Raw genomic sequence first — 25,012 nt, 5'->3', positions numbered from 1 at the left:
CCGCGGTCACGCCGCGCCGGCCTTCACCTGCCTTTCGTGCCGTACGGCGGGTGTGCCGGGTTTACTTCGTGGACTTCAGGCCGAGGTTGACGAAGTCGTAGTAACCGCTGTACGCGTTCGTCGTGTACACGTTGGCCAGGTTCGAGCCGCGGAAGTTGAGCAGCCGCTCGAAGGTGAAGGGCAGGTAGTACGCGCCGTCGCTGACCTTGTGGTTGATCTGCGTGGCGATCTCGGTCTTCTTCGCCTCGTCCGTCGCCTTCGTGGCGTTGTACTGGTCGAACAGACCGTCGATGGTCTTGTCCTTGATCATGGCGAAGTTGTTGTTGCCGCTCTGGAGGATGTACTTGCTGCTCCACAGCGGGATGCCGTAGCCCTGGACCGACGGGAAGTCCGGACCCCAGCCCATGATGATGATGCCGAGCTTCTTCTTCTCGACGTTCGCCGGGGCGCCGATGATGCCGGCACTCTGCGAACCGTCGTACTGGTAGATGTCGGCCTGGATGCCGACCTTCTTCAGCGCCGCCTGCAGGGACGTGGCCGTGGCCACCTCCTGCTGCTTGTTGTTGCGGACCGCGATGGTGGTCTTGAAGCCGTTCGGCTGACCGCAGGCCTTCAGCGCCTGCTTGGCCAGGGCGTCGTTGCCGTTCTTGTTCTCACCGGCGATCTTGTACGGGTCGTACTTCTGGCCCTCGGCACCCGGGACCGACGGCGGGAGCATGTTGGTGCCGATGAGGCCACCGGCGACGGGGCCGCCACGCGCGGTCTGCAGGGAGACGTGGTCGGCGGCGTAGATGACGGCCTTGCGGCACTCGACGTTGTCGAACGGCTTGACCGTCTGCGGGAAGACCGCGTAGCGGATGAAGCCGGACACCGGGTTGTCCAGGTTGGCCTTGTGCTGCTTCAGGGCGATGGTGCGGCCCTGCGGGCCAAGACCCGTCTGGCTGGCGTCGATGTCGTAGTCGCCGTTGATCAGACGCTGGTCGGAGTCGCTCTGGTTGGACGAGATGGTGAGCGAGATCTTGTCCGGGTAGGCCTTGCGGACCGGGTCCGAGGAGGCCTTCCAGCTGGTGTTGCGGACCAGCACGAGCGACTTGCCCGGGCTGTACGACTGGAACTTGTACGGGCCGGAGGAGAACGGCTTGAGACCGTACTTGGACTTGGTGTCCTTGTCCTGGCGGACCGGCGAGGCCGAGGTCATGGCCAGCACCTGCTTGAAGTCGGAGTTCGCCGACGGCAGGTGGAAGACGATCGTCTTGGCGTCGGGCGTGTCGATCGCCTTCAGGCCGAGCTTGTCCTTGGACGTGTCCTTGTACGGACCCTTGTAGGTCTTGTTGGGGTCGAGCATCTGCTGCAGGTAGACCGGACCGCCGGACAGGACGTCCTGGGCCCAGGAGCGCTCGATGCCGTACTTGATGTCCTGGGACGTGATCGCCTTGCCGTCCTCCCACGTGATTCCGTCACGCAGGTGGAAGGTGTAGGTCTTGCCGTCGGTCGAGACCTGGCCTTCGTCCGTGGCGAGGTCCGGCGTGACCTCGGCGCCCTTGGCGCCCGGCTCGGTCTTGTAGGTGAGCAGCTGACGGCTGTAGTAGCGCGAGAAGTCCCACATGAAGCCGTAGTAACCGCGTGTGGTGTCCCACGAGTCGGCGTCCTGGGTGGTGACGAACTTCAGCTCGCCGCCCTTCTTGACCTGCGACGCCTGGGCGACCTTGTTGTTCGCCGCGTCGAAGCCGGCCGCTCCGTTCTTCGAACCGCCGTCGTCGTTGCCGCCGCCGCACGCCGCCATGGTCAGCATGCCGGCGACCGCGGCGGCAGCGGCCAAAGCCTGCTTACGCCGCCCTGAGGTGCGTTGGGTAGTCACGATCTCGGATCCTCCGGATTTGATGAGAGACCCCGTGGAGGTGCTCACGGGACGCTTGGGGTACGGCAGTTCAGCGCGAACCCTTCGGGTCGAGCGCGTCCCGCACGCCGTCGCCGAAGAGGTTGAAGGCCAGAACGGTGATGAAGATCGCCACGCCGGGCACCACCATGAACATGGGGTCCGAGTCGTAGTAGTCGATCGCGGTCGAGAGCATCTGCCCCCACGAGGACGTGGGCGGCTTGACGCCGACGCCCAGGAAGCTGAGTGCCGCCTCGGTCAGGATGTTGGTGGGGATCATCATCGTCGTGTACACGATGATGGGGGCGACGAGGTTGGGCAGCAGTTCCTTGAACAGGATGTAGAAGCGCCCGCCGCCCAGCGATCGGGCGGCCTCGACGTACTCGCGCTCACGCAGCGAGAGCGTCTGGCCGCGAACCACGCGTCCGATGTAGGGCCAGCCGAAGAATCCGATGACCAGGATCATCACGAACACGCGCACGCTGGATCCGGTCAGACCGAGCATCTCGTTCGGCATGACGGAGACCAGGGCGATGATGAAGAGCAGCTGCGGGAAGGCGAGCAGACCGTCCATGACGCGGCTGATGACCGAGTCGACCCAGCCGCCGAAGAAACCGGCCAGGACGCCCAGGACCGTGCCGAGCACGACGGCGACGATCGCGGACAGGAAGCCGACCAGCAGCGAGATCCGGGCGCCGTAGAGGACACGGGCGAAGATGTCGCGGCCGTTGACCGGCTCGACCCCCAGCAGGTGATCGGCGCTGATGCCGCCCAGGGACCCCTTGGGCGTACCGAAGAGCGGGTCGATCAGGCTCTCGTGGTAGGCGTCGGGGTCCTGTCCGATCAGGTCCGTGAGCAGTGGAGCGAGCAGGGAGATCACGATGAGGGCGAGCACGACGATGCCGCCCGCGAGGGCGAGCTTGTCCCGCTTGAGGCGCTCCCAGGCGATCCGGCCCAGGGAACGCCCCTGAACTGCCTTTTCACCGGCAGTGGCGACCGCCGCTTCTTCGGCCGCGCTCGGGGCCGCTTCCGCGGTCGGCTCGTGCAATGGTGCCGTCATCTGGCAGGGACCCCTCTCAACCGGCGGTAGCCGGCCCACACTTGCCGCTGTAGCGGCGTGATCAGTCCGTAATACACGGGGGCGAACCCCCCTGGAGCGGGAGTCTTCAACGCTTTGGCGATCTGTTGCCAGACTTGGCGGGGAAAGGATGCGTAAACGTGATGCAGGCTGGTGTGTTCCGTTATCCGGACAGCGGGTAACGGCCGCCGGACGGGAGGCATTGCGGACATTCAGGACATAGAAGGATCTTCTGGCGCTATCTACGCGCGCAGATCAGTCCTGACGCGGTACGGACCAAGCCTGCCGTCTCAGTATCCGCCGTGCACCGGCGGGTAGCCGTACCCGGACACCGGAGCCTGGGCCGGGGCCTGCACCGGGGCCGCCGCGTGGGCCTCGCGGTCGTAGAAGGGGCGGGCGCTCGCGCGCATCCACAGGGCGACCGGGTCGTACTCGTCGGACATCGCCACCGTCGACACCGGCAGTCCGTCCGGGACGGCGCCGATGGACTGCTGCATCATCGCCCGCACCGAGTCCACCGCGGGCGGGCTCGTGTCGTACACGTCCAGGCCGATGGCGAGATACGGCGCCCCCAGCGCCGGCTGCACCCAGGCCCGGCGCAGCGAGCGGACGGACGGGGTGCGGTGGGCGTTCTGCGCGAGCAGGGCATAGAACTGCGGGATCTCGATCGCGGGATCCGACAGGCGCAGCGGGCCGGCGGCCTGGCGCTCCAGGCCGGTGGCGATACGGCGGAGGTCGAGCCAGGGGATGCCCACCCCACCGCCCGGGGCGTGCGGGTTGAGCCAGAGGCCGAAGTGGTCGGGGTACAGGGTCCGGGCCACGTCCAGGCCGTCGACCACCTCGTACGACCTGTTCCAGCCGCTGGCCGAGAGCTCCTGGGCGGAGGTGACGCACGGGGCATAGCCGTAGCCCTCGACCTCCATGTTTCCGTACTGGGCGTCCGGGGAGCCCGCCTGGCCGTGCCACAGGAGCATCCAGATCTGGCCGGCGCCGGGGGCGGCCAGTGCGCGGAGGAGTGCCTCGTAGGCGTCGTAGCGCCCCGGCGTCACCTGGCGCAGCATGTGCTCGACCGTCCCGGTCGTGGTGCCGCTGGCGCTCACGTGTACCGCCCCTTCTGGAAGTTGCCCCACTCCTGCCAACAGCTTAAGCGCCCGGGAGCTCCGGACTCGTTGCGCCTTCGACCCTGGCCGCACTCACAGGTGATCGCCCGTATAGAACGGGCGCACCTGTTCCCGCATCCAGTTCGCAACGGGGTCGTCCGTCACGTCCAGGAGGACCAGGTTGACCGGCCACGGAGTGGCGACCACGGTCGCCGCCCGCTCCAGGGCGGCCAGCGGAAGCGCCCGCAGGTCGCCCTCCCGCTGCGAGAGTTCGACGCCCACGAACATCACCGGGTCGGCCGTCTCGACGACGGCGAGGCAGCGGCGGGCCGTGACGACCACGCCCGTCTGCGCGAACTCGGCACAGGCCGCGGCCAGGAAGTCGACCGGGTCGTCCTGCCAGTCCGGTTCGAAGAGCTTGACGCGGGCTCCGGAGGCCGGGCCGTCCAGCGGGGTGCGGCCCGCCCGGCACAGCTCGGCGACCGCGGCCGGCGGGAGGGGGACGCCGACCACGCCGTCGGGGTTGATCGCGAGGCCCACCTGCGGGGGCAGCCCGCGGGCGAACTCGACGGCCGGGGCGATCGTGTACGACATGTGGGAGCCGACGACCTGGCGGAACTGCTCCTCTGAGCTGAAGACCGGGACATAGGCCTGGCCCTCGATCTCCAGCGTCGGCAGGTCGAGGGGGCCGCTGTGCGGGCCGCCGCCGCCGGGCAGCGGGACCCAGACGAAGCTGCGTCCGAGCACCTCGATGATCCGGCCGCCCGCCGAGGGCATGCCGAGGGAGGCCGACAGCACCTCCTCCAGTTCGTTGCCTGGCCATCCGCCGTGCGGATGGGGGTGCGCCTGTACGGGAAAGTCCGCGGGGAGATCCGCTGGAGGGAAGTCCATCTGTGTCCGACCGCCTGCTGAGAACCACTGCCTGCTGATGACCACTGCTGTGACCGGAAAGGCTAGCGGGTGGGACGGACAAAGGGGTCAGCCCGTGAAGCCGATCCTGCGCAGTACGTCCGCCGCGTCCCGGTCCAGCAGCACCGCCGAGCCGACGCCCTCGGGCAGATCGCCCCGCTCCACCGCGCGGATCAGCCGGCCCGCCGCCGTGCGGTGACGCAGGAACGCGTAGCGGGAGACGCCGCGGCCGCGGTCGCGCTGCCCCCGAAGCGCCGCGCCGGGCGTGACGTCGAGCAGCACCAGATGCAGGAGGCCGCCGCGGCGCCGGGCCTCGCGGGCCAGCCAGCCGCGCACCCAGGCCTGCGTGCCGCAGTCGTGCACGACGACGCCCTCGCCGCCGCGCAGGGCGCGGTGCAGTCCGGCGTAGTGGGCGAGCCGGACGAGGGGGCGGTAGACCGCGTACGGCAGGAAGCGGGAGGCGCGGGCGTCCCAGCGGTCGCGGGCGTCCTGGGAGTCGATACGGACGCCGCGCACCGCGCGCTCCATCAGCGTGGACTTGCCGCTGCCGGGCAGGCCGGTGATCACGACGAGGTCGCGGGGGCCGAAGAGCAGGGCGTGCGGGCTGCGCCCCGAGCGGTCGCGCAGATCGCGGACCACGGGTTCCGGCCGGATGCCGCACGCCTCCCGGGCCGGGGCCGCGGGCTGCTCGGGCAGCGCGACGGCCGTGCTCGTGGCGTACGCCGTGGTCCTGTCCACCGTGATCGTCCTCCCCTGGGGCCGGGTACGGAGTCCCCTGCCCTTCGAGTGTAAAGAGAAGGTAATGCGCGGTGTCTCGTGTTTTCGTGATCGCCTTGCCACAAGCCAGTTACAAAGGGAGGAGCAGATCCGGCCTGCCACCCGCGGACCCGGCGTGCGATGATGTGCGCGCCAACTGCATACCGGCCGTTTGAATCCGCGCGGGAGAGTCCCCAGCACCAAGTCGCTGGGGCGCCGAAGGAGCAAGTCCCTCCCTTGAATCTCTCAGGCCCCGTTACCGCGCGGGCGAGGCACATCTGAAAAGCGGGCCGCCGTTTCCCGGTGGCCCCACCCACGGTGCAAGCCATGCCGCGAGCGGTCATGGCGAACCTCTCAGGTTCCGATGACAGATGGGGAGGAATGCCCTCGCCTGTCCCGCTATGCCCTGGGAGACGACCGTCCGATGAGCAGTACCCACATCCGTCGTACCGCGCTCGACGCCCTGCATCGTTCCCTCGGTGCGACGATGACCGACTTCGCCGGCTGGGACATGCCCCTGCGCTACGGCTCCGAGCGCGACGAGCATCTCGCCGTACGCACGAAGGCCGGACTCTTCGACCTCTCCCACATGGGTGAGATCGCCGTGACCGGCCCGCAGGCCGCCCAGCTCCTGAACTTCGCCCTGGTCGGCAACATCGCCTCCGTCGGCGTCGGCCGCGCCCGCTACACCATGATCTGCCGGGCCGACGGCGGCATCCTCGACGACCTGATCGTCTACCGGCTCGGCGAGAGTGAATACCTGGTCGTCGCCAACGCCTCCAACGCCCAGGTGGTGCTGGACGCGCTCGTCGAGCGGGCCGCCGGCTTCGACGCCGAGGTGCGCGACGACCGTGACGCGTACGCGCTCATCGCCGTGCAGGGCCCCGAGGCCGCGGGCATCCTCTCGTCCCTCACCGACGCCGACCTCGACGCCCTGAAGTACTACGCCGGCCTGCCCGGCACCGTCGCCGGCGTCCCGGCCCTCGTCGCGCGCACCGGCTACACCGGCGAGGACGGCTTCGAGCTGTTCGTCGCCCCCGGTGACGCGGAGAAGCTGTGGCAGGCGCTCACGGAGGCCGGAGCGCCCGTCGGCCTTGTCCCCTGCGGGCTGTCCTGCCGGGACACCCTGCGCCTGGAGGCGGGCATGCCGCTGTACGGGCACGAGCTGTCCACCTCGCTCACGCCCTTCGACGCCGGGCTCGGACGGGTGGTGAAGTTCGAGAAGGAGGGCGACTTCGTGGGCCGCGAGGCCCTGCGGGAGGCCGCCGCACGCGCCGAGTCGAACCCGCCGCGCGTCCTGGTCGGCCTGGTCGCCGAGGGCCGCCGGGTCCCGCGCGCCGGGTACCCGGTCGTGGCCGGCGGTGAAGTGATCGGCGAGGTCACCTCCGGTGCGCCCTCCCCCACGCTGGGCCGGCCGATCGCGATGGCGTACGTCGACGCGGCGCACGCGGCCCCTGGCGCGCCCGGGGTGGGCGTGGACATCCGGGGCAGTCACGAACCGTACGAGGTCGTGGCGCTGCCGTTCTACAAGCGCCAGAAGTAGAAACTGGGCGGTGGGCGGCCCGTCCACGGACGTGACCCCGCGCACATCCTCCCTGCTCACACGCGTATCCAGCAGTCACCCATTCATCAGCACTCCCTCGCGTACAGGAGAATTCAGGCCATGAGCAACCCCCAGCAACTGCGCTACAGCAAGGAGCACGAGTGGCTGTCGGTCGCCGAGGACGGCGTCTCGACGGTCGGCATCACGGAGTTCGCGGCCAACGCGCTCGGCGATGTCGTCTACGCCCAGCTTCCCGAGGTGGGCTCCGCCGTGACCGCGGGCGAGACCTGCGGCGAACTGGAGTCGACCAAGTCGGTCAGCGACCTGTACTCCCCCGTCACCGGTGAGATCACCGAGATCAACGAGGACGTGGTGAACGACCCGTCCCTGGTGAACTCGGCCCCGTTCGAAGGCGGTTGGCTCTTCAAGGTCCGCGTCACGGACGAGCCGGGCGACCTGCTCTCCGCCGACGAGTACACCGCCCAGAACGCCGGCTGAGGAGCCGTAGACGCATGTCCGTACTGAACACTTCCCTGCACGAGCTCGACCCGGAGATCGCCGCCGCGGTCGACGCCGAGCTGCACCGGCAGCAGTCCACCCTCGAGATGATCGCGTCCGAGAACTTCGCGCCGGCCGCCGTCATGGAGGCCCAGGGCTCGGTCCTCACCAACAAGTACGCGGAGGGCTACCCCGGCCGCCGCTACTACGGCGGCTGCGAGCACGTCGACGTCGCCGAGCAGATCGCCATCGACCGGGTCAAGGAGCTGTTCGGCGCCGAGTACGCCAACGTCCAGCCCCACTCCGGTGCCTCCGCCAACCAGGCTGCCCTGTTCGCGCTGGCCCAGCCCGGCGACACCATCCTCGGCCTGGACCTGGCGCACGGCGGGCATCTGACCCACGGGATGCGGCTGAACTTCTCCGGCAAGCAGTTCAACGTCGTCGCCTACCACGTCGACGACGCCGGTCTCGTCGACATGGCGGAGCTGGAGCGGCTGGCCAAGGAGCACCGGCCGAAGGTGATCATCGCCGGGTGGTCGGCGTACCCGCGGCAGCTGGACTTCGCGGAGTTCCGCCGGATCGCCGACGAGGTCGAGGCGTACCTGTGGGTCGACATGGCGCACTTCGCGGGCCTGGTGGCCGCGGGCCTGCACCCGAACCCCGTCGAGCACGCGGACGTGGTCACCTCCACCACCCACAAGACGCTGGGCGGTCCGCGCGGCGGGATCATCCTCGCGAAGAAGGAGTTCGCGAAGAAGCTGAACTCCTCCGTCTTCCCGGGCTTCCAGGGCGGTCCCCTGGAGCACGTGATCGCGGCGAAGGCCGTCTCCTTCAAGGTCGCTGCGGGCGAGGAGTTCAAGGAGCGCCAGCGGCGTACGGTGGAGGGTGCGCGCATCCTCGCCGAGCGTCTGACGGCCGACGACGCCCGGGAGGCCGGGGTCAACGTGCTCTCCGGCGGCACCGACGTCCACCTCATCCTCGTCGACCTGCGCGAGTCCGAACTGGACGGGCAGCAGGCCGAGGACCGTCTCCACGAGGTCGGCATCACGGTCAACCGCAACGCCGTCCCGAACGACCCGCGCCCGCCGATGGTGACGTCGGGGCTGCGGGTGGGCACGCCCGCCCTCGCCACCCGCGGCTTCACGGCCGAGGACTTCGCCGAGGTCGCGGACGTGATCGCCGAGACGCTCAAGGCGGCTTCTCCCTTCGGTGAGGCCGACGTGGAATCGCTGAAGGCTCGGGTCAAGGCCCTTGCCGACAAGCACCCGCTGTACCCCGGCCTGACCAAGTAGTTCCCGGCGGGGGTGCCTCCAGGGGCACCCCCGCCACCCCAGAGTGAGGAGTCCCCGTGGCCATCTCGGTCTTCGACCTGTTCTCGATCGGCATCGGCCCGTCCAGCTCCCACACGGTCGGCCCGATGCGCGCGGCCCGCATCTTCGCCCGCCGGCTGCGCAACGAGCGGGTGCTGGACTCCGTCGCGTCGGTACGGGCGGAGCTGTACGGCTCGCTCGGCGCGACCGGCTACGGCCACGGAACGCCCAAGGCGGTACTGCTCGGCCTGGAGGGCGCCTCGCCGCGGACGGTGGACGTGGAGGGTGCCGACGACCGGGTGGAGCAGATCAAACAGGCGGGCCGGATCCGGCTGCTGGGCGAGCACGAGATCCCGTTCTCCTTCGACGACGACCTGAAGCTGCACCGCCGCAAGGCCCTCAAGTACCACGCGAACGGCATGACGCTGTGGGCACACGACGCGGCCGGTACGGAGCTGCTGTCGAAGACGTACTACTCGGTGGGCGGCGGCTTCGTCGTCGACGAGGACGCGGTCGGCGCGGACCGCATCAAGCTGGACGACACCGTCCTGAAGTACCCCTTCCGCACCGGCGACGAACTGCTGCGCCTGACCAAGGAGACGGGTCTGTCGATCTCCGCCCTGATGCTGGAGAACGAGCGGGCCTGGCGCACCGAGGGGGAGATCCGCACCGGGCTGCTGGAGATCTGGCGGGTCATGCAGGCGTGCGTGGCGCGCGGCATGTCCCGCGAGGGCATCCTCCCCGGCGGTCTGAATGTACGCCGCCGGGCCGCCGTGTCCGCCCGCCAACTCCGCGCCGAGGGCGACGCGTTGGCGCACGCGATGGAGTGGATCACGCTCTACGCGATGGCGGTGAACGAGGAGAACGCCGCGGGCGGGCGCGTGGTCACCGCACCGACCAACGGCGCCGCGGGCATCATCCCGGCCGTCCTGCACTACTACATCAACTTCGTCCCGGGCGCCGACGAGGACGGAGTGGTCCGCTTCATGCTCGCGGCCGGCGCGATCGGCATGCTCTTCAAGGAGAACGCGTCCATCTCCGGCGCCGAGGTCGGCTGCCAGGGCGAGGTCGGCTCCGCCTGCTCGATGGCGGCGGGCGCGCTCGCGGAGGTACTCGGCGGATCTCCCGAACAGGTCGAGAACGCGGCCGAGATCGGCATGGAGCACAACCTCGGCCTGACCTGCGACCCGGTCGGCGGACTGGTCCAGATCCCGTGCATCGAACGCAACGGCATGGCCGCGGTGAAGGCGGTCACGGCCGCCCGGATGGCGATGCGCGGCGACGGCTCCCACAAGGTGTCCCTGGACAAGGTCATCAAGACGATGAAGGACACGGGCGCGGACATGAGCGTCAAGTACAAGGAGACGGCTCGGGGCGGGCTCGCGGTGAACATCATCGAGTGCTGACGTCGGCGGGCCCGCCCCGCCGGCGTTGCCGTCGTACCTGCCAAGCGCCTCGGTGGCCGCCAGGAGTCGACGTTTCCACCACGTTTCCACATCCGGAACGGATCACCCGTGCCAAGGTGGGGATACATCAACCCCTGTCCCCCCACCGGCCATTCAGGGAGTCCCTCCATGCTGCGCGGCATCGACGTAAGCGCATTCCAGTCCTCCTCGTACGACACGGACGGGCTCTCCTTCGTCTTCATCAAGGCGACGGAAGGCCGTTCGTACGTCAACCCGAGGCTCACCGCCCAGACGAAGCGGGGCCGTGACGCCGGTCTCGTCGTCGGCTTCTACCACTTCCTGTGGCCGGGCAACCTGCAGGCCCAGGCGGAGTACTTCGTCAGACACGCCCCCGAGAAGGCGGGCGACATCCTCGCCGTCGACTGGGAGCGCAACAGCGCCGGCACGCACGCGAGCAACGCGGAGAAGGACCTGTTCATCCGCAAGGTGAAGGAACTGCGGCCGAACAACCAGGTGATCCTCTATGCGAACCAGGACTTCTGGCTGAACATCGACACCACCTCGTACGCCGGCGACGGCCTCTGGATCGCCGACTACGTCACGGCGGGCAAGCCCCGTATCAAGGCCAAATGGCGCTTCCACCAGTACACCAGCGAGCCGCACGACAGGAACGTCGCGGAGTTCGCCGACAAAGCCGCCTTGAAGGAGTGGGCCGACAACGCCTGACGGCTACCCTCGGCCGAGGGGGTTGCCAACTGCTGGCAGCGGAGGGTTGTTGAGTGTGCGTAACCATGAGGGAGTGGTGGCGTTATCAGCATATGAACCTGACGGAGTGGGCGCGGGCGCAGGGGGTGAACCCGCATACGGCGTATCGCTGGTTTCGTGAGGGCGCCTTGCCGGTGCCCGCGTGCCGGGTGGGGCCGCGCACGATCCTGGTGAACATCGAAGCGAACGCCTCACCCTCGGTGACCGGTGGTGTAGGTCTGTATGCCCGCGTTTCCTCGCACGATCGGAAGCCGGACCTGGAGCGGCAGACCGCTCGCCTGTCGGCATGGGCGGCGGAGGCGGGACAGAAGGTTGTGCGGATCGAGTCCGAGATCGCCTCGGGTATGAACGGCTGCCGCGCGAAGGTGAAGCGGCTGCTGGCCGATCCGGCGGTGACCACGGTCGTGGTCGAGCACAAGGACCGCCTCGGGCGGATGAACGTGGAGCTGATCGAGGCCGCCCTGTCCGCGACCGGCCGCCGACTGGTCGTCCTCGATGACGGCGAAGTCGAAGACGACGAAGACGACCTGGTCCGGGACATGGTGGAGGTGCTGACGTCGTTCTGCGCCCGCCTGTACGGCCGTCGGTCGGCGAAGAACCGGGCGAGGAAGGCTCTCGAAGCGGCGGCCGGCGATGAGTGAGCCGAAGAAGAAGAAGCTCCGCACCATCGACGCACCGTTCGTCGCGCCCGGGCCGTCCGGGGTGGCGATACGCGACCGCCTCAAGCACCTCACCGACGTGGACGACAAGGTGTTGCGGCTGGTCGGTGAACACCTCGGACGCCTCGCCTCGCTGGACCTCAAGAACCGCTGCGCCGACGGCCTGGACCACGACAGCGACACGTGGGCCGCCCGCAAGCAGGGCCTGACGGCCGACTCCTCGTCCCGGTGGGCCGGTTCGATCACGAAGGCCACTCACGATCAGTGGGCGCTGTCCCGCCGCTGTCAGCTCGCCCACGTCCAAGGGCTTGAGGCCGGTGTGCGGACGCTGATGCACCGACTGGCGCAGCCGATCGGGGAGAAAGGCACCAAGCGGGCACCCGGCGGATACCGCAGTCGGGGCGAGTGGTTCCACAAGTCCCGCCGTCTGGCGACCCTGGAACACCGCCTCGATGTCGCCCGCGTGGAGCGTGAGGCCGGTGTCGTGCACGTCGTGCGCGGCGGCCGACGCCTGATCAACAACCGTCACCACCTCGAAGCCGCCCAGCTCGCCGCCGAGCAGTGGCGTGAGCGGTGGGAAGCCGAACGCTGGTTCCTCGCTGCTGACGGCGAGTCCGGCAAGCGGTACGGGAACGAGACGATCCGCGTCACCCCCGATGGCGAGGTCTCCATCAAGCTGCCCGCACCACTGGCCCATCTGGCCAACGGCAAGTTCGGCCGGTACGTCCTCTCCTGCAGGGTCCAGTTCCAGCACCGGGGCGCGCAGTGGCGCGACCGCGTCGAAGCCAACCGTGCTGTCGCCTACCGCATCCACCTCGATGTGGAGCGCGGGCGCTGGTACATCACCGCCTCGTGGACGAAGCCCGTGGTGAAGACGGTCCCGTTGGAGACAGCCCGCGCCCAGGGCATGGTCGGCGTCGATACGAACGCTGACCACTTCGCCGCCTACCGGCTCGACCGCAACGGCAACCCGGTCGGCGACCCGAAGCGGTTCTTCTACGACCTGTCCGGCACCGCCGACCACCGCGACGCGCAGATCCGGCACGCCATCAGCCGGCTGCTGCACTGGGCCAACCGGTGCGGCGTCAAGGCGATCGGTATCGAGAACCTGGACTTCACCGCCGAGAAGACCCGCGAGAAGCACGGCCGCAAGAAGCGGTTCCGGCAGCTCATCTCCGGCATCCCGACAGGCAAGCTCAAGGCCCGTCTGGTGTCCATGGCCGCCGAGCACGGCCTGTCGATCGTCGCGGTCGACCCGGCGTACACGTCGATGTGGGGCGACCAGCATTGGCGTAAGCCCCTGGCCGGCAAGACTCGCAAGATGTCCCGGCACGACGCCGCGAGCGTCGCGATCGGGCGACGCGCCCTCGGGCACCCGATCCGGCGACGGACGGCACCGCCCCCGCAGCACCAGAGCGATGCTGTGGGGCATCGGACCGCCCAGGCCGGACCAGGCGCACGAGGGCATGAGGGAACCCGCCCACCCGTCACGGAGCGTGCACACGATGCACGCAGCCGGACGGGGACACAGCGAACGCGGGAGACCAGCGCATCCAACACCGTTCGGGATCCGCGCAGTTCCAGGAGCTGGCAGCAAATGTCACTCCTGGACACTGTTTAGGAACGGTGGGGCCCGTGGAGGAGTTCACTGCTGCCCGGCTGCAGCGGGACGGTCTCGTCAAGGTGTTGGCGGAGCTGTACCCCGGGGTCGCCGAGACGCGGTTGCTGGTGGAGCCGCTCGGTGGCGATCTGGCGCGGGTGCCTGATCAGGCTGTTCCGCTCGTCCGCTGGTACGCCCTCTGCCGGCTGACGGAGCACGGCGCGTTCCCCTTCACCCTGGAGGGGCTGTTGAGGGCTGTACTCGCCGAGTATCCGGGCGCACGCGCGCTCAGGGAGCTTCTCGACGGCCGGCTTTCCGGGCTGCCCGATCCGGCCCGGGTGCTGTTCCTGATGTCGGGGCCCCGTACCGAGCAACGGCTGGCGCTGGGCGCGGAGTTCGACGGTGTTCAGGACGCGGTCCGGGTGCCGGGATCCCGGCGTATCGACCTGCGGGTGCGGGCGGCGGCGCGCAATGACGACGTGGTGTCGGCGCTGGACGACGGTCGCCCGGACGTCCTGCACTTCGCCGGGCACGGCTCGGCCGACGGTTACCTGCTGATGGAGGCGCCCGACGGTGCGACGGCACCGGTGCGCACGGACTGGCTCGCGCAGGCGCTGACCGCGATCGGCGGCGTGCACTGCCTGGTCCTGGCCGGCTGTCATCTCGGCGGAGATCTACGGGACTTCGCGTCCTGCGCCGACTTCTCCATCGGCTCTCGGCACCCCCTGCTGGACGAGGACGCGGCCTCGTTCAGCCGCGGCTTCTACGAGGGCCTGCGGCGCGGCCGCGATGTGCCGGAGGCCTTCGCGCTCGGGGCGGCGCAGGTCACCATGACGGCCGGGGACGCACGAGGGCTCGTGCTGGCGCGGCGGGCGGCCGTATAAGTCCCGGCCTGCGGCGCAGGAGTCGTCGTACGGTGGGGGCAGGACGGAAGAGGGGAGCTCCTCACGATGGGTGGGGCGGTCAGTGCGGTCAGCAGCAACGGCGTGTACTCGTTCACCAAGCCGAACCGGCAGAGCATCACTTTGCTCGCGGGGCTCGGGGTGGAGGGGGACGTGCACGCCGGTACGACGGTGAAGCACCGGTCCCGGGTGGCGAGAGACCCCTCGCAGCCGAATCTTCGGCAGGTGCACCTCATACACGAGGAGCTGTTCGAGGAGGTGCGGGAGGCCGGGTTCGAGGTACGGGCCGGGCAGCTCGGGGAGAACGTCACCACGCGCGGGATCGATCTCCTCGCCCTGCCCGTCGGAACGCTGCTGCGGCTGGGGCCGGAGGCCGTCGTCGAGGTCACCGGGCTGCGCAACCCCTGTCTGCAGATCGACACGTTCCAGCACGGGCTGCTGAAGCGGGTCGTCGGGCGGGACGGTGACGGCACACTCCGGGTCAAGGCCGGGATCATGAGCGTCGTCGTCAGCGGTGGGCCGGTGCGGCCCGGGGATCCGGTGAAGGTCGAGCTGCCGGACGGACCGCACCGGCCACTGGAGATCGTCTGAGCCACGCGGTCACGCGGTCACGCGGTCACGCGGTCACGCGGTCACGCGGTCACGCGGTCACGCGACTGGATGACCGTGTGGCTGTGTGGTTCACGGCCGTTGCGGCCCTTACGCGCGAAAGTCCGCCGGGCGCTCCTGCGGCGCCTCCGCGAGGGCCTTGGTGACCCCGTCGACACCCTCGCGCAGCCCGTACACCGGTGTGCCGGGCTGCTGGCGCCAGGAGTCGTCGAGGCCGCCCGCGTCGACGGTGTCGAAGCCGAGATCGTCGATCAGGGCCCGTACGGTTCGCTTCGCCACCTCGTCGTCGCCCGCGACCGGGAGCGCCATGCGGTCGGGGTCGCCGGCCGGGCGCGGGCGTTCCAGGATGTCCTGGGCGTAGGTGCCGTTGAACGCCTTGATCACGGTGTGGCCGATACGGTCCGCCGTCCAGGCGCTCTCCGTGAGGCCCTCGTCCTCGATCGCCGCGATCCTGCCGTCGCGCTGCTGCGGGTAGTAGTTGCCGGTGTCGATCACTACGACGTTGTCCGCGGCGCCGTCGAGGACGCCCTTCGGCAGGTTCGGGATCGCCTTGACGGGGATCGTGATCACCACGACCTCCGCACCGCGCGCCGCCTCCTCCACCCGTACCGCCCTCGCGCCGGTCTCCTCGGACAGCGCGGTGAGCGTCTCGGGCCCGCGGGAGTTGGCGACGGAGACGTCGTGGCCGAGGGCGGTGAGCCGCCTGGTGAGGTTGCCGCCGATGTTGCCCGCGCCGATGATGCCGATCTTCATGACAGGCCTTTCCAAGGTCGATGCACACGCATGCGTCTGGGCGGCGTCAACCCCGGGGGCTCCCGGACTATTCCGCGGGCCGCTGCGAACGGGTGACCGCGCTGGGATCCGTACGACGAGCTCGCTCAGATCCGTACGACGATCTTGCCCGTGTGCCGGTCGGGCTCCATCACGCGATGGGCGTCCCGGATGCGGCCGAGGCCGTGGAGACGCGCCGGCCGGCGGGCTCGACATGCCGCCGGCGGAGGTCCGGCCGGGGCCGGACGGGCGGTGGCCCGAACCACCGCCCGCGTCAAGGGAGTCGGCGCCGGACACGGTCATGCTGTGCGGTGCCTGCCCGATGGACCACAGCCGCGCCCACACCTCACCTGGTGGCGCATGACGACCCCGGGCCGCCTGCTGCGCGAGGAGGACCTGCCCCTGCGCCAGGTGGCCCAACGCGCCAGCCACGCCTAGGAGTTCGCCTTCGCCACAGCCTTCAAGCGGGAGTACGGGTGGCACCGGGCCGGCACCGGGCGCGCGCCCCCCAGCCGGGGTCGCCCGGCATGACGAAGGGGGTGCCCGTCCGGCTCGCGGACGGGCACCCCCCTGTGCGTGCTACTTGTTCAGGTACGCCCAGAACTCGTCGAACGACAGCACCTTGTCGCCGTTCAGGTCACGCGTCTTGATGATCGCCTCGGCGACCGTCTCGGTGACGTTCCAGTCCCCTCCCTGGGCAAGGGCGGTCTTGAACTCGGCGGCGGTGATGAAGCCGTCACCGTCAGTGTCGATCCGCTGGAAATCCTTGCGCGCCTCTTCGATGTCCGCCACCGATCCGCCCCTTTTCTCCGTACCTGCGTGTCTTGCTGTCTTGCCGTCTTGCTGACGCAGGTCAGATTAGCTGGCCGCGCGAGCCTCCAGTGCGGCGACCACCCAGGCGAACTCCTCCTCGTGCGCCGAGAGCGTCGTTCCCTTGAGGACGGCCATCAGCTCCCGGTAGCGGGCCAGGCGCAGGTTGTGGGTCGCCTTCATGCGTTCCAGTACGGCGGCCCGGTCGGCCTTGCCGAGGAGGTCCGCCAGCACCCCGTCGGCCTGCGGGGACTCGGGGGCGATGCCCTGCGCGCGGGCCTTACCCACCAGCTCGACCAGCCGTTTGAAGAACCACATGGACGCGCCACGCCGGGTGCCCTCGCCCCGGTCGGCGGCGTTGAACTCGGCCGCCTGCCGCATCTGCGCCCGGAACTGCGGGTCCTGGACCATCTCGGCCAGTTCCACCCAGGCGTCCACCTGCTCGGGCGTCGGTTCCTCCGGCAGGTCGAGGGCGCTCGTGCGCATCCGCTCCCGGATCTCCGGGTCCGCCAGGTCCAGCCCGTGGAACATCTCGTCCACGAACTCCTGCAGGATCCGCCCGCGCTCGGCTGCCGACAGCCGCGCCAGTCTGTTCATCAGGGTCATCTCCTCTGCGGTCGAGCCGCGTCGTGCCACGGTCGACAGCACCGCACGGGTCACCCGCAGCGAGCCGATCTGCGCGTCCAGCGCCACCACATGGGCCGCCGCGACCTGGGCGACCGTCCGCTCCCCGTCCAGCACCCTGCGCACGTCGTCCAGGCCGAGACCCAGCTCGCGCAGCGTGCGGATCAGTTCCAGACGGGCGGCGGACCCGGCGTCGTAGAGCCGGTAGCCGCCCGTGGAGCGGGCCACCGGGGTCAGGACACCCTCGTCGGACCAGTAGCGGATGGTCCGTACGGTCAGCCCGGTGGCCCGGGCCAGCTCGCCGATGGTGAAAAGGCCGGTGCCGTCGTCGATCATGTCTGGGAGTCTGGGCCTTCCAGTGGGTGGAGACTCAAGGAGCGCGGCGATGGAGACTCTGCGGGACATTCTCGACGCGGCCGCCCGCGGTGTCTTCCCGCCGGCGGACGGTCGCACGACGGTGGTCCCGCAGGCCTGCGACCGGGACGCGGGTGTCCTCGCCTTCACCGCGCACGCCGTCGTGTTCACTGACGAGGATCCGCAGTGGATCCACGAGACGCTGCGAGCCGTGGCCTGCGACCCGCTCGCGGCGCCCATGCATCCGCGGTTCCTGACGTCGTTCATGGAGCGGACGGGACGCGGGGCCGAAACCGTCGACGCCATGCTGGTCGGCTCCCCGCTGCCGGGTGAACCGCCGCTCGTGCTGCGGGAGATCGAGGACGCCGGCCATTCCCGCGCCGTCTACGCGCGCCGGCGGCGGGACGAGGTGCGCGCGTGGACGGCCGAGGGCGGTGTGCTCGTGACGGGGCGCGGGATCGGCGGGCGGCTGGAGGTGTCGGTGGAGGTGGATGAGCACGTACGGCACCGGGGGCTGGGCCGGCGGCTCGTGACCGCCGCCCGGCACCTCGTCACCGAGCCGCTGTGGGCGCAGGTCGCACCGGGGAACGCCCGCAGCATGCGGACGTTCCAGGCGGCGGGCTACCGTCCGGTGGGCTCGGAGGCGCTGCTCCTCGCCGGCCGGGACGGACGGCGCTGACGTGTCGCGTGCGCCTCAGCGGAAGATGCCCGTGTGGCCGAGCGAGTAGCGACCGGGCTGCGGGAACACCGCGAGGCCGTGGGGGCCGCTGCCGACCTTGATGCGGGCCAGCTGGGTGCCGGTGCGGGTGTCGATGGCGTACACCTCGGAGTTGTAGCGTCCCGACAGCCACAGGACCTTGCCGTCCGCCGAGACGCCGCCCATGTCGGGGCTGCCGCCGCCGGGCAGGTGCCACTTCTCGGTGAGCCTGTTCTTCGCGAAGTCGAAGAGGGAGATGGTGCCTTCGCCCCGGTTGGAGATGTACATGACGCGCGAGTCACGGCTGACGTAGAGGCCGTGGGCGCCCTTGCCGGTGGGCAGGAGGGTGGGCTTGGTGAACTTGTCGCCGTCCAGGATCCACACGCCGTCGGCCGCCATGTCGGCGATGTAGTACTTCCTGCCGTCGGGCGAGATCTTGACGTCCTGCGGCATCGCCCCGTGGAACGGCAGCTTCTCCTGGCCGATCACCTTCATCTTCTCCGTGTCGACCTTCAGCAGTTCGCCGCTGAACTCGCAGGACACGATGAAGTAGCGGCCGTCCGGGGAGAAGTCGGCGTGGTTGACGCCGTAGCAGCTGACCGGGACGGTCTTCTCGCGCTTCATGGTGTGCGCGTCGCGGAAGACGAGTTCGCGGTCGAGGGAGGCCATGACGATCGCGTACTTGCCGTTGGGCGTGAAGTAGAGGTTGTACGGGTCGTGCACGTCGACGGTCTTGCCGGCCTTGCCCGTTCTGGGGTCGATGGGGGTGAGGGTGTTCCCCTTGTCGTTGTTGACCCACAGCGTCTTCAGGTCCCAGGAGGGGACGACGTGCTGGGGCTGGGCGCCGACCGGGATCGTGTCGATGACCCGGTACGTCTTCGGGTCGATGACCGAGACGGTGTCGGAGTTGGTGTTGGGGACGTAGACCCGTGACGGGAAGTCCTTCACCACCGGGGAGAGTCGGCCCGGGCGGTCGGCCGCGTACACGTCGTTCGGGTCGAGGACCGGCGGCATGCCGGGCAGGCGCTGCACGGCCGTCTTCTTCCTCACCGGTGCGAGGGCCGCCCTGCTGCTGAGGGCCTCGTCCTGGTGGTGCTGGGTGCCGCTGCAGGCGGCGAGGGGGGCGAGCGCGGCGAGGGCGGCGGTCGCGATCAGGGCGCGGGTGAGCCGGGTGGGGGTCATCAGCTGAACAGCTCCGTGGTGGTCACGGCGGCCAGGCCGCGGTGGGCGAGTTCTTCCAGTACGACGGGGAGGGCGGCGACCGTGTCCGGGTAGCCGAAGTGCAGGCTCACCACGGACCCGGCCCGGACCTCACCGAGGACCGTGCGTACGACGGCGTCGGCACCGGGCCTGGTGTAGTCGAGGGAGTCGACGTCGTACGAGAGGACGTGCGGATAGCCGGCGCTGCGGGCCAGACGTACGACCAGCGGGGACGCGAGGGGGGCGCGGGAGGGGCGGAACCAGGTGCCGATGGATCCGGTGAGCCGTCGGAGCCGGTCGGCGCAGGCGGTGATCTCGGTACGGGCGTCGGCCTCGGACATGGTGTTGACGGCCAGGTGGCGCTGGGTGTGGTTGCCGAGGTCGTGGCCGCCGTCGAGGATGCGGCGGGCGACGTCCGGGTGCTCGTCGAGCCAGGTGCCGACGGCCAGGACGGTGAGGCGGGCGTCGTGCTTCTCCGCCGCGGTGAGCAGGGAGTGGGCGACAGCGGGGTCGCCCTGACCGTGGAAGGTGAGGGCCACCCGGGGGTGGGTGCGGGGGCCGTGGGTGAGCTGGGCGGGTTGGCCGGGGTAGCCGCGCGGGGTGGGTGCGGCCGGTGCGGTGGTGGGATCGGTGGACGGGTGCGCCGAGGTGGTGGAGTGGGCGACGGCGCCGCTCGTGGCGCACCCTGCGGTGAGGGCGCCCGCGGCGAGGAGGCCGGCGCCCGTGCGGAGCGCCGTCCGGCGATCGGTCGAGGTCACCGCACCATTTAAGGGGTGATAGGTGGGAAAACCGCCGATTGACCCGATCGGGGGACATTCTTCGGGTCGCGGTCAACCGCTAGCGGTCGGTCACCCGCATCTCGAACCAGGTGGTCTTGCCGCGCGGCAGGAGGTCGACTCCCCAGCGGTCGGAGAGCTTGTCGACGAGGAACAGGCCCCGCCCGCTGATGTCCGTCTCCTGGACCGGCATCAGGCAGGGCAGCCCCCGGGACGGATCGCGGACCTCGATACGGATCCAGCCCCTGCGGCGGCGCATACGGAGACCGAAGACACGGGCACCGGTGTGGCGGACCGCGTTGCCGACGAGTTCGGAGACGAGCAGGACGGCGTCCTCCGTCATCTTGGGCGTGAGGCCCCAATGCCGCAGGACCACGACCTGGGTGAGACGGCGGGCGGTGGCGGCGGACTCCGGGCGGGACGGCAGCGGGACTTCCGCCTCGGTCGGATTCCCGAACAACTCGAGCGCCTCGAGCGCCTGTTCGTCCTCGACCGCGGGCGACCAGCGCGCCGCGGTCGCACGGCCCTGTCCCCGCGGCTGTTCGATGCCCTCCAGCCCCGCCATGCCCCCATCATGGCCGCCACGAGCGCGGTCCGGGGCCGTTCCGGAGGAATACGCCCCCCGGAATGCGTCGTTCCGAATCGGCCGATCGACATATGCCAACGGCAGTTCGGAGGCGTCAACAGGGTGACTGACCTGCGGTGAAGGCTCTGCGGGGGGCAATCGACGGTCTCCCTCGACAAGGCAGACTTAATGTTGCGTTAAGGCTCCCATAAACCGCCCCATCGAGGGAACGGGATCAGACGTCGCGTCAATTGCAAGGGGTACAGGGTAACTTGGCACTTCAGTACCTCAGAGGAACTTGGCCTTGCCCGGGCCCTCCTCCACGAAGCTCCGCATCCCGCGCTCGCGGTCCTCCGTGGCGAACAGGCCCGCGAACCAGTTCCGTTCGACCGCGAGGCCCGTCTCGATGTCCGTCTCCAGACCCGTGTCGATCGACTCCTTCGCGGCCCTCAGGGCGATCGCCGGTCCCTGCGCCAGCTTCGCCGCCCAAGCGTGCGCGGCGGTGTAGACGTCCTCGGCCGGCACCACCCGGTCCACCAGACCCAGGGTCAGCGCCTCGTCCGCCCTGACCATGCGGCCCGTGAAGATCAGGTCCTTCGCCTTCGACGGGCCGACCAGACGGGACAGCCGCTGGGTGCCGCCCGCGCCCGGGATCAGACCCAGCAGGATCTCCGGCTGGCCCAGCTTGGCGTCCTCGGCCGCGATCCGGTAGTCGGCGCACAGCGCCAACTCGCAGCCGCCGCCGAGGGCGTAGCCGGTGATCGCCGCGACCACCGGCTTGGGGATGCGGGCCACCGCCGTGAACGAGTCCTGCAGGGCGCGGGCCCGCAGGATCATCGCCGCGTGGTCCATGTTCTGCATCTCCTTGATGTCCGCGCCCGCCGCGAACACCTTCTCCCCGCCGTACACGATCACGGCCCGTACGTCGTCACGACGGGTCGCCTCCTCGGCGAGTTCCTTCAGCCGGTCCTGTGTCGCGACATCCAGCGCGTTCATCGGCGGACGGTCGAGACGGATGGTGCCGACACCTTCGGCGACTTCGAGATTCACGGTCATGCAGGCAGGTTAACGGGGACTAACGGTGATGGGCCGGGTGCGGTCGCTCACACTCCGGCCGGGGGTCCGGGGGTTGCCCCCACGCAAGCACAGCACGGGGACCAACGGCGATGGACCGGGTACGGTCGCCCACACTCCGGCCGGGGGTCCGGGGGTTGCCCCCACGCAAGCACAGCACGGGGACCAACGGTGATGGACCGGGTACGGTCGCCCACACTCCGGCCGGGGGTCCGGGGGTTGCCCCCACGCAGGCACAGCACGGGGACCAACGACAACGGGCCCGGTGCTGTCGGTCACAGCACCGGGCCCGCTCGACGTCGGGCGTCTACGACTTCCACTTCTCCCACGACATGTTCCAGCCGTTGAGGCCGTTGTCGGGGTCGACCGTGCGGTCGTTGGAGTGCTTCACGACGACGACGTCGCCGATGATCGAGTGGTCGAAGAACCAGCCGCCCGGCAGCCCCCGGTCGTAGCCGCCGCGGGTGTCCCGCAGGCCTATGCAGCCGTGGCTGGCGTTGTAGTTGCCGAAGGCGCCGCCGCCCCAGTAGTTGCCGTGGATGAAGGTGCCGGAGTTGGTCAGGCGCATGGCGTCCGGGACGTCCTTGATGTCGTACTCGCCGCCGTAGCCGACCGTTTCGCCGTTCATACGGGTCACCCGGAGCCGCTCGCTGATGACCATCTGGCCGTTCCAGGTGTCGTAGCCGGGCTTGCCGGTGGTGACGGGCAGGGTCTTGACCACCTTGCCGTCGTGCATGACCTTCATCGTGTGCTTCTTGGCGTCGACCACGGAGACCTGGTTGCGGCCGATGGTGAACTCCATCGTCTTGGTCTGCTTGCCGTAGACGCCCTGCCGGCCCTCGACGCCGTCGAGGTTCAGCTTCACCGTGACCTTGGTGCCGGACTTCCAGTAGTTCTCCGGACGGAAGTCGAGGCGGTCGTTGCCGAACCAGTGGCCCTCGACGTCGACGGCCGGCTCGGTCTTGATGGTGATGGCCTTCTCGACGTCCTCCGGGTGCGTGATGCCCCGGGTGAAGCGGACGGAGAACGGCATTCCGACGCCGACCGTGGTGCCGTCCTCGGGCGTGAAGTTGCCGACGAAGGTGTTCTGCGGGGTGAGGGTGGTGAAGCGGGAGTCCTCCGCCGCCTCACGCCCCTCGGCGTCCTTCGCGACCGCGTGCACCGTGTACGTGGTGGACGCCGCCAGATGCGTGGACGGCGCCCAGCCGGTGCCGCCGCCGGTGATCTCCCCGGCGACCTCCGCACCCTTGGAGTCCTTGACCGCGACCGCGGTCAGCTTGCCCTTGGCGGCGCTGACCTTGAGGGCTCCGGTGGTGTCGACGGACTTCGCGCCGTTCTTCGGGGCGATCGTGACGACGGCCTCCGACTGCTTGCTCTGCGCCGCGTCCGAACCCTTGCCCTTGCCGTCGCCCGAACCGGATCCGGAACCCGAACCGCCCCCGCCGCACGCGGTGACGGCGAGCACCAGCACCCCGAGTATCAGTGCCAGCAGTCCCCGGCCCCCACGGCGCTGCGCCTGGGTCGTTCGCGCGTCAACCGACGCCCCCGATATCGGCCGCACGTTCACGTTGTTCTCCCCTCGCCGGGCCTGGTCAGGCCCGCACCCCGGCGCGCGTCCCACGCACGCATTGGCGCATATTAACCAGAAGGTTTCGGGGATCGTGTCAGGTGAATGTCACTGTTCAGTCGCAACATCGATCACGCGCCTGGCTCAATCCCCGCCTCCCCTCCGGTTACTTGACCGCGCCGCCCGCCTTCCACTCCTTCCAACCCATGTTCCACCCTCCGAGGCCATTGTCGGGAGCGACCTTTTTGTCATTGCTGTGCGCGACCTGGACCACGTCCCCGACGAGGCTGCGGTCGAAGAACCAGCCGGCCGGGGTGTCGGAGCTGCCGCCCTTGACGTCCATGAGTCCCACGCATCCGTGGCTGACGTTGACGTGCCCGGGGGCGTCCGGAGCCCAGTAGTTGCCGTGCAGGAAGGTGCCCGAATCGGTCAGGCGGAGCGCGTGCGGGACGTCCGGGATGTCGTACTCGCCCTTGCCGTTCTCCTTCTTGAAGCCGACGGTGGCGCCGTTCATCCGGGTCAGCTCGAGCATCTCCATCACCACCATCTTCCCGTTGTAGGTGGTGTGCTTGGGTGCCCCGGCCGTGATCGGCACGGTGGCGAGGAGCGCGCCGTCGCGCCGTACCTGCATGGTGTGGGCGGCCGCGTCGACCAGGGAGACCTGGCTGCGGCCGACCGTGAAGGAGAAGGTCTTGTACTGCAGCCCGTAGACGCCGTGCGCCCCCTCGACGTCGCGGAGCCGGAGGGAGACGGTGACCTGGGTGCCGGGCTTCCAGTACTGCTCGGGACGGAAGTCGAGCCGGTCCTTGCCGAACCAGTGCGGGCGGACCTCGACCGCCGGTTTCGCCGTGACGCGGATGGCGCGCTCGACCGCGGCACGGTGCTCGATCTCCCGGTTGAACTCCAGGGAGACGATCATTCCGGTGCCGACCGTGGAGCGGTTCTCCGGGGTGACGTATCCGATGAAACGCTCGTCGGGGACGTACGTGGTGAACGTCGTGTGCCGGGCGGACCTCCGTCCGTGGCCGTCCAGGGCGACCACGTCGACCGTGTACTTGGCCGAGAGGGCCAGCCTGGGCTCGTCGGGTTCCCAGCGCAGGCCGTCCTCGGAGATGCGGCCGCGTACCTCGGACTCCTGTGCGTCCTGGGACTTCACCACCTTCACCTTCTCCAGGCGCCCGCTGGGCACCCGTACCCGCAGCGTCCGGTCGGGCCTGACGCCCTTGCTCTCGTCGTCCGGGGAGATCCGGATGACGTCCTCGGATGCCGGGGCCTTGCCGAGTGCCTCGCCGATGTCGCTCCTGTCCGTGGCGTCGGAAGTGCAGCCGACGGCTCCGGCCAGGAGCCCTGCCCATGTCAGTACGGCGGCCAGCGCGGCCCCCGCGCGCCGTGCGCGCCCTTGTGCATGCCTCACGGCCTGCCCAACGACGCGGTACGCCCCGCGGTACGCCCTGGGGAAACGTGAGTGCGGAGCGCTATGACGGAGGAGCCCGGCGGAACCGGGCGTCGCCGGACGGGAGGAGGCTTCGGCCGACCTGCCCGGCGTCCGGGATCGTTCGGCCA

At 69.7% G+C, this 25,012-nt stretch carries 24 protein-coding genes, 1 pseudogene and 2 riboswitches; of the genes and pseudogenes, 11 read left to right on the top strand and 14 right to left on the bottom strand.

What is annotated here, in order from left to right; translation table 11 throughout:
- Positions 1 to 61 precede the first annotated feature (61 nt).
- The 5 genes from ACYUED_RS30995 to ACYUED_RS30975 form a co-directional block, all read right to left on the bottom strand.
- On the bottom strand, positions 62 to 1,858 hold the full coding sequence (locus ACYUED_RS30995; RefSeq protein ID WP_491287366.1) for an ABC transporter substrate-binding protein: 1,797 nt from the start codon (positions 1,856 to 1,858) through the stop codon (positions 62 to 64).
- Between the two features lie 70 nt (positions 1,859 to 1,928).
- Positions 1,929 to 2,936, bottom strand: a complete 1,008-nt coding sequence (locus ACYUED_RS30990) for an ABC transporter permease (protein WP_491287364.1) — start codon at positions 2,934 to 2,936, stop codon at positions 1,929 to 1,931.
- 308 nt (positions 2,937 to 3,244) lie between these two features.
- Complete coding sequence (locus ACYUED_RS30985; protein WP_491287362.1) at positions 3,245 to 4,054, bottom strand: enhanced serine sensitivity protein SseB C-terminal domain-containing protein; 810 nt, start codon at positions 4,052 to 4,054, stop codon at positions 3,245 to 3,247.
- 93 nt (positions 4,055 to 4,147) lie between these two features.
- A complete protein-coding gene (locus ACYUED_RS30980; RefSeq protein ID WP_491287360.1) occupies positions 4,148 to 4,945 on the bottom strand; it encodes an enhanced serine sensitivity protein SseB in 798 nt (265 codons plus the stop codon).
- A gap of 87 nt (positions 4,946 to 5,032) precedes the next feature.
- Positions 5,033 to 5,707: an AAA family ATPase gene (locus ACYUED_RS30975; protein WP_491294514.1), complete on the bottom strand. Its 675-nt coding sequence runs from the start codon at positions 5,705 to 5,707 to the stop codon at positions 5,033 to 5,035.
- 185 nt (positions 5,708 to 5,892) lie between these two features.
- Positions 5,893 to 5,991, top strand: a riboswitch (glycine riboswitch).
- A riboswitch (glycine riboswitch) is annotated at positions 5,992 to 6,100 on the top strand. It begins immediately after the preceding riboswitch.
- Between the two features lie 43 nt (positions 6,101 to 6,143).
- Between ACYUED_RS30975 and gcvT the strand changes: the two genes are divergently transcribed.
- From gcvT to ACYUED_RS30930, 9 genes are all read left to right on the top strand, one after another.
- Positions 6,144 to 7,262: a glycine cleavage system aminomethyltransferase GcvT gene (gene gcvT / locus ACYUED_RS30970; protein ID WP_491287358.1), complete on the top strand. Its 1,119-nt coding sequence runs from the start codon at positions 6,144 to 6,146 to the stop codon at positions 7,260 to 7,262.
- 120 nt (positions 7,263 to 7,382) lie between these two features.
- Complete coding sequence (gene gcvH, locus ACYUED_RS30965; protein ID WP_491287356.1) at positions 7,383 to 7,760, top strand: glycine cleavage system protein GcvH; 378 nt, start codon at positions 7,383 to 7,385, stop codon at positions 7,758 to 7,760.
- Between the two features lie 14 nt (positions 7,761 to 7,774).
- Complete coding sequence (gene glyA, locus ACYUED_RS30960) at positions 7,775 to 9,052, top strand: serine hydroxymethyltransferase (RefSeq protein WP_491287354.1); 1,278 nt, start codon at positions 7,775 to 7,777, stop codon at positions 9,050 to 9,052.
- Positions 9,053 to 9,108: 56 nt separating this feature from the next.
- The gene (locus ACYUED_RS30955) at positions 9,109 to 10,476 is read left to right on the top strand and encodes an L-serine ammonia-lyase (protein WP_491287352.1); all 1,368 of its coding nucleotides are present in this window, start codon (positions 9,109 to 9,111) and stop codon (positions 10,474 to 10,476) included.
- Positions 10,477 to 10,644: 168 nt separating this feature from the next.
- Positions 10,645 to 11,202 (top strand): GH25 family lysozyme, encoded by a 558-nt coding sequence (locus ACYUED_RS30950; RefSeq protein ID WP_491287350.1) that lies wholly within the window; start codon positions 10,645 to 10,647, stop codon positions 11,200 to 11,202.
- A 92-nt stretch (positions 11,203 to 11,294) separates the two neighbouring features.
- The gene (locus ACYUED_RS30945; RefSeq protein ID WP_491287348.1) at positions 11,295 to 11,882 is read left to right on the top strand and encodes an IS607 family transposase; all 588 of its coding nucleotides are present in this window, start codon (positions 11,295 to 11,297) and stop codon (positions 11,880 to 11,882) included.
- Complete coding sequence (locus ACYUED_RS30940) at positions 11,875 to 13,521, top strand: nuclease/transposase family protein (protein ID WP_491287346.1); 1,647 nt, start codon at positions 11,875 to 11,877, stop codon at positions 13,519 to 13,521. The genes ACYUED_RS30945 and ACYUED_RS30940 overlap by 8 nt, the downstream gene beginning before the upstream one ends.
- A 14-nt stretch (positions 13,522 to 13,535) precedes the next feature.
- The gene (locus ACYUED_RS30935) at positions 13,536 to 14,384 is read left to right on the top strand and encodes a CHAT domain-containing protein (RefSeq protein ID WP_491287344.1); all 849 of its coding nucleotides are present in this window, start codon (positions 13,536 to 13,538) and stop codon (positions 14,382 to 14,384) included.
- A 66-nt stretch (positions 14,385 to 14,450) separates the two neighbouring features.
- Positions 14,451 to 14,993, top strand: a complete 543-nt coding sequence (locus ACYUED_RS30930) for an MOSC domain-containing protein (protein ID WP_491287342.1) — start codon at positions 14,451 to 14,453, stop codon at positions 14,991 to 14,993.
- A 108-nt stretch (positions 14,994 to 15,101) separates the two neighbouring features.
- Here ACYUED_RS30930 and ACYUED_RS30925 read toward each other — a convergent pair whose 3' ends face one another.
- Positions 15,102 to 15,998, bottom strand: a complete 897-nt coding sequence (locus ACYUED_RS30925; protein WP_491294513.1) for an NADPH-dependent F420 reductase — start codon at positions 15,996 to 15,998, stop codon at positions 15,102 to 15,104.
- 123 nt (positions 15,999 to 16,121) lie between these two features.
- Here ACYUED_RS30925 and ACYUED_RS30920 point away from each other — a divergent pair.
- Positions 16,122 to 16,285: pseudogene (locus ACYUED_RS30920) on the top strand (AraC family transcriptional regulator); the annotation flags it as partial.
- 76 nt (positions 16,286 to 16,361) lie between these two features.
- Here ACYUED_RS30920 and ACYUED_RS30915 read toward each other — a convergent pair.
- Together ACYUED_RS30915 and ACYUED_RS30910 are read right to left on the bottom strand one after the other, a co-directional pair.
- Positions 16,362 to 16,574, bottom strand: coding sequence for an EF-hand domain-containing protein (locus ACYUED_RS30915; protein WP_266590073.1), 213 nt, complete (start codon positions 16,572 to 16,574; stop codon positions 16,362 to 16,364).
- A 66-nt stretch (positions 16,575 to 16,640) separates the two neighbouring features.
- Positions 16,641 to 17,552, bottom strand: coding sequence for a MerR family transcriptional regulator (locus ACYUED_RS30910; RefSeq protein ID WP_491287339.1), 912 nt, complete (start codon positions 17,550 to 17,552; stop codon positions 16,641 to 16,643).
- A gap of 49 nt (positions 17,553 to 17,601) precedes the next feature.
- On the opposite strand from ACYUED_RS30910, the gene ACYUED_RS30905 reads away from it, so the two are divergent.
- A complete protein-coding gene (locus ACYUED_RS30905) occupies positions 17,602 to 18,249 on the top strand; it encodes a GNAT family N-acetyltransferase (protein WP_491287337.1) in 648 nt (215 codons plus the stop codon).
- 15 nt (positions 18,250 to 18,264) lie between these two features.
- Here ACYUED_RS30905 and ACYUED_RS30900 read toward each other — a convergent pair whose 3' ends face one another.
- The 6 genes from ACYUED_RS30900 to ACYUED_RS30875 all read right to left on the bottom strand — a co-directional run bounded on the left by ACYUED_RS30900 (position 18,265) and on the right by ACYUED_RS30875 (position 24,863).
- A complete protein-coding gene (locus ACYUED_RS30900; RefSeq protein ID WP_491287335.1) occupies positions 18,265 to 19,449 on the bottom strand; it encodes a YVTN family beta-propeller repeat protein in 1,185 nt (394 codons plus the stop codon).
- A complete protein-coding gene (locus ACYUED_RS30895; protein ID WP_491287333.1) occupies positions 19,449 to 20,225 on the bottom strand; it encodes a polysaccharide deacetylase family protein in 777 nt (258 codons plus the stop codon). The genes ACYUED_RS30900 and ACYUED_RS30895 overlap by 1 nt, the downstream gene beginning before the upstream one ends.
- A 79-nt stretch (positions 20,226 to 20,304) precedes the next feature.
- Positions 20,305 to 20,913: an ATP-binding protein gene (locus ACYUED_RS30890; RefSeq protein ID WP_491294511.1), complete on the bottom strand. Its 609-nt coding sequence runs from the start codon at positions 20,911 to 20,913 to the stop codon at positions 20,305 to 20,307.
- Between the two features lie 183 nt (positions 20,914 to 21,096).
- On the bottom strand, positions 21,097 to 21,864 hold the full coding sequence (locus ACYUED_RS30885) for an enoyl-CoA hydratase/isomerase family protein (protein WP_491287331.1): 768 nt from the start codon (positions 21,862 to 21,864) through the stop codon (positions 21,097 to 21,099).
- Between the two features lie 325 nt (positions 21,865 to 22,189).
- A complete protein-coding gene (locus tag ACYUED_RS30880; protein WP_491287329.1) occupies positions 22,190 to 23,449 on the bottom strand; it encodes a L,D-transpeptidase in 1,260 nt (419 codons plus the stop codon).
- Between the two features lie 166 nt (positions 23,450 to 23,615).
- On the bottom strand, positions 23,616 to 24,863 hold the full coding sequence (locus ACYUED_RS30875) for a L,D-transpeptidase (RefSeq protein WP_491287327.1): 1,248 nt from the start codon (positions 24,861 to 24,863) through the stop codon (positions 23,616 to 23,618).
- Positions 24,864 to 25,012 lie beyond the last annotated feature (149 nt).

Source organism: Streptomyces sp. DF42 (assembly GCF_058267695.1).
The sequence above is the reverse complement of the archived record's forward strand: the minus strand, read 5'-3'. Positions and strand labels throughout refer to the sequence as shown.

What these genes read in the sequence shown, in the direction of transcription:
- ACYUED_RS30945 (WP_491287348.1), top strand. Translation starts at nt 11,295, where the DNA reads ATGAACCTGACGGAGTGGGCGCGGGCGCAGGGGGTGAACCCGCATACG.
- gcvT (WP_491287358.1), top strand. Translation starts at nt 6,144, where the DNA reads ATGAGCAGTACCCACATCCGTCGTACCGCGCTCGACGCCCTGCATCGT.
- ACYUED_RS30990 (WP_491287364.1), bottom strand. Translation starts at nt 2,936, where the DNA reads ATGACGGCACCATTGCACGAGCCGACCGCGGAAGCGGCCCCGAGCGCG.
- ACYUED_RS30885 (WP_491287331.1), bottom strand. Translation starts at nt 21,864, where the DNA reads ATGACCGTGAATCTCGAAGTCGCCGAAGGTGTCGGCACCATCCGTCTC.
- ACYUED_RS30930 (WP_491287342.1), top strand. Translation starts at nt 14,451, where the DNA reads ATGGGTGGGGCGGTCAGTGCGGTCAGCAGCAACGGCGTGTACTCGTTC.
- gcvH (WP_491287356.1), top strand. Translation starts at nt 7,383, where the DNA reads ATGAGCAACCCCCAGCAACTGCGCTACAGCAAGGAGCACGAGTGGCTG.
- ACYUED_RS30950 (WP_491287350.1), top strand. Translation starts at nt 10,645, where the DNA reads ATGCTGCGCGGCATCGACGTAAGCGCATTCCAGTCCTCCTCGTACGAC.
- glyA (WP_491287354.1), top strand. Translation starts at nt 7,775, where the DNA reads ATGTCCGTACTGAACACTTCCCTGCACGAGCTCGACCCGGAGATCGCC.
- ACYUED_RS30910 (WP_491287339.1), bottom strand. Translation starts at nt 17,552, where the DNA reads ATGATCGACGACGGCACCGGCCTTTTCACCATCGGCGAGCTGGCCCGG.
- ACYUED_RS30900 (WP_491287335.1), bottom strand. Translation starts at nt 19,449, where the DNA reads ATGACCCCCACCCGGCTCACCCGCGCCCTGATCGCGACCGCCGCCCTC.
- ACYUED_RS30925 (WP_491294513.1), bottom strand. Translation starts at nt 15,998, where the DNA reads ATGTCGAGCCCGCCGGCCGGCGCGTCTCCACGGCCTCGGCCGCATCCG.
- ACYUED_RS30940 (WP_491287346.1), top strand. Translation starts at nt 11,875, where the DNA reads ATGAGTGAGCCGAAGAAGAAGAAGCTCCGCACCATCGACGCACCGTTC.
- ACYUED_RS30980 (WP_491287360.1), bottom strand. Translation starts at nt 4,945, where the DNA reads ATGGACTTCCCTCCAGCGGATCTCCCCGCGGACTTTCCCGTACAGGCG.
- ACYUED_RS30905 (WP_491287337.1), top strand. Translation starts at nt 17,602, where the DNA reads ATGGAGACTCTGCGGGACATTCTCGACGCGGCCGCCCGCGGTGTCTTC.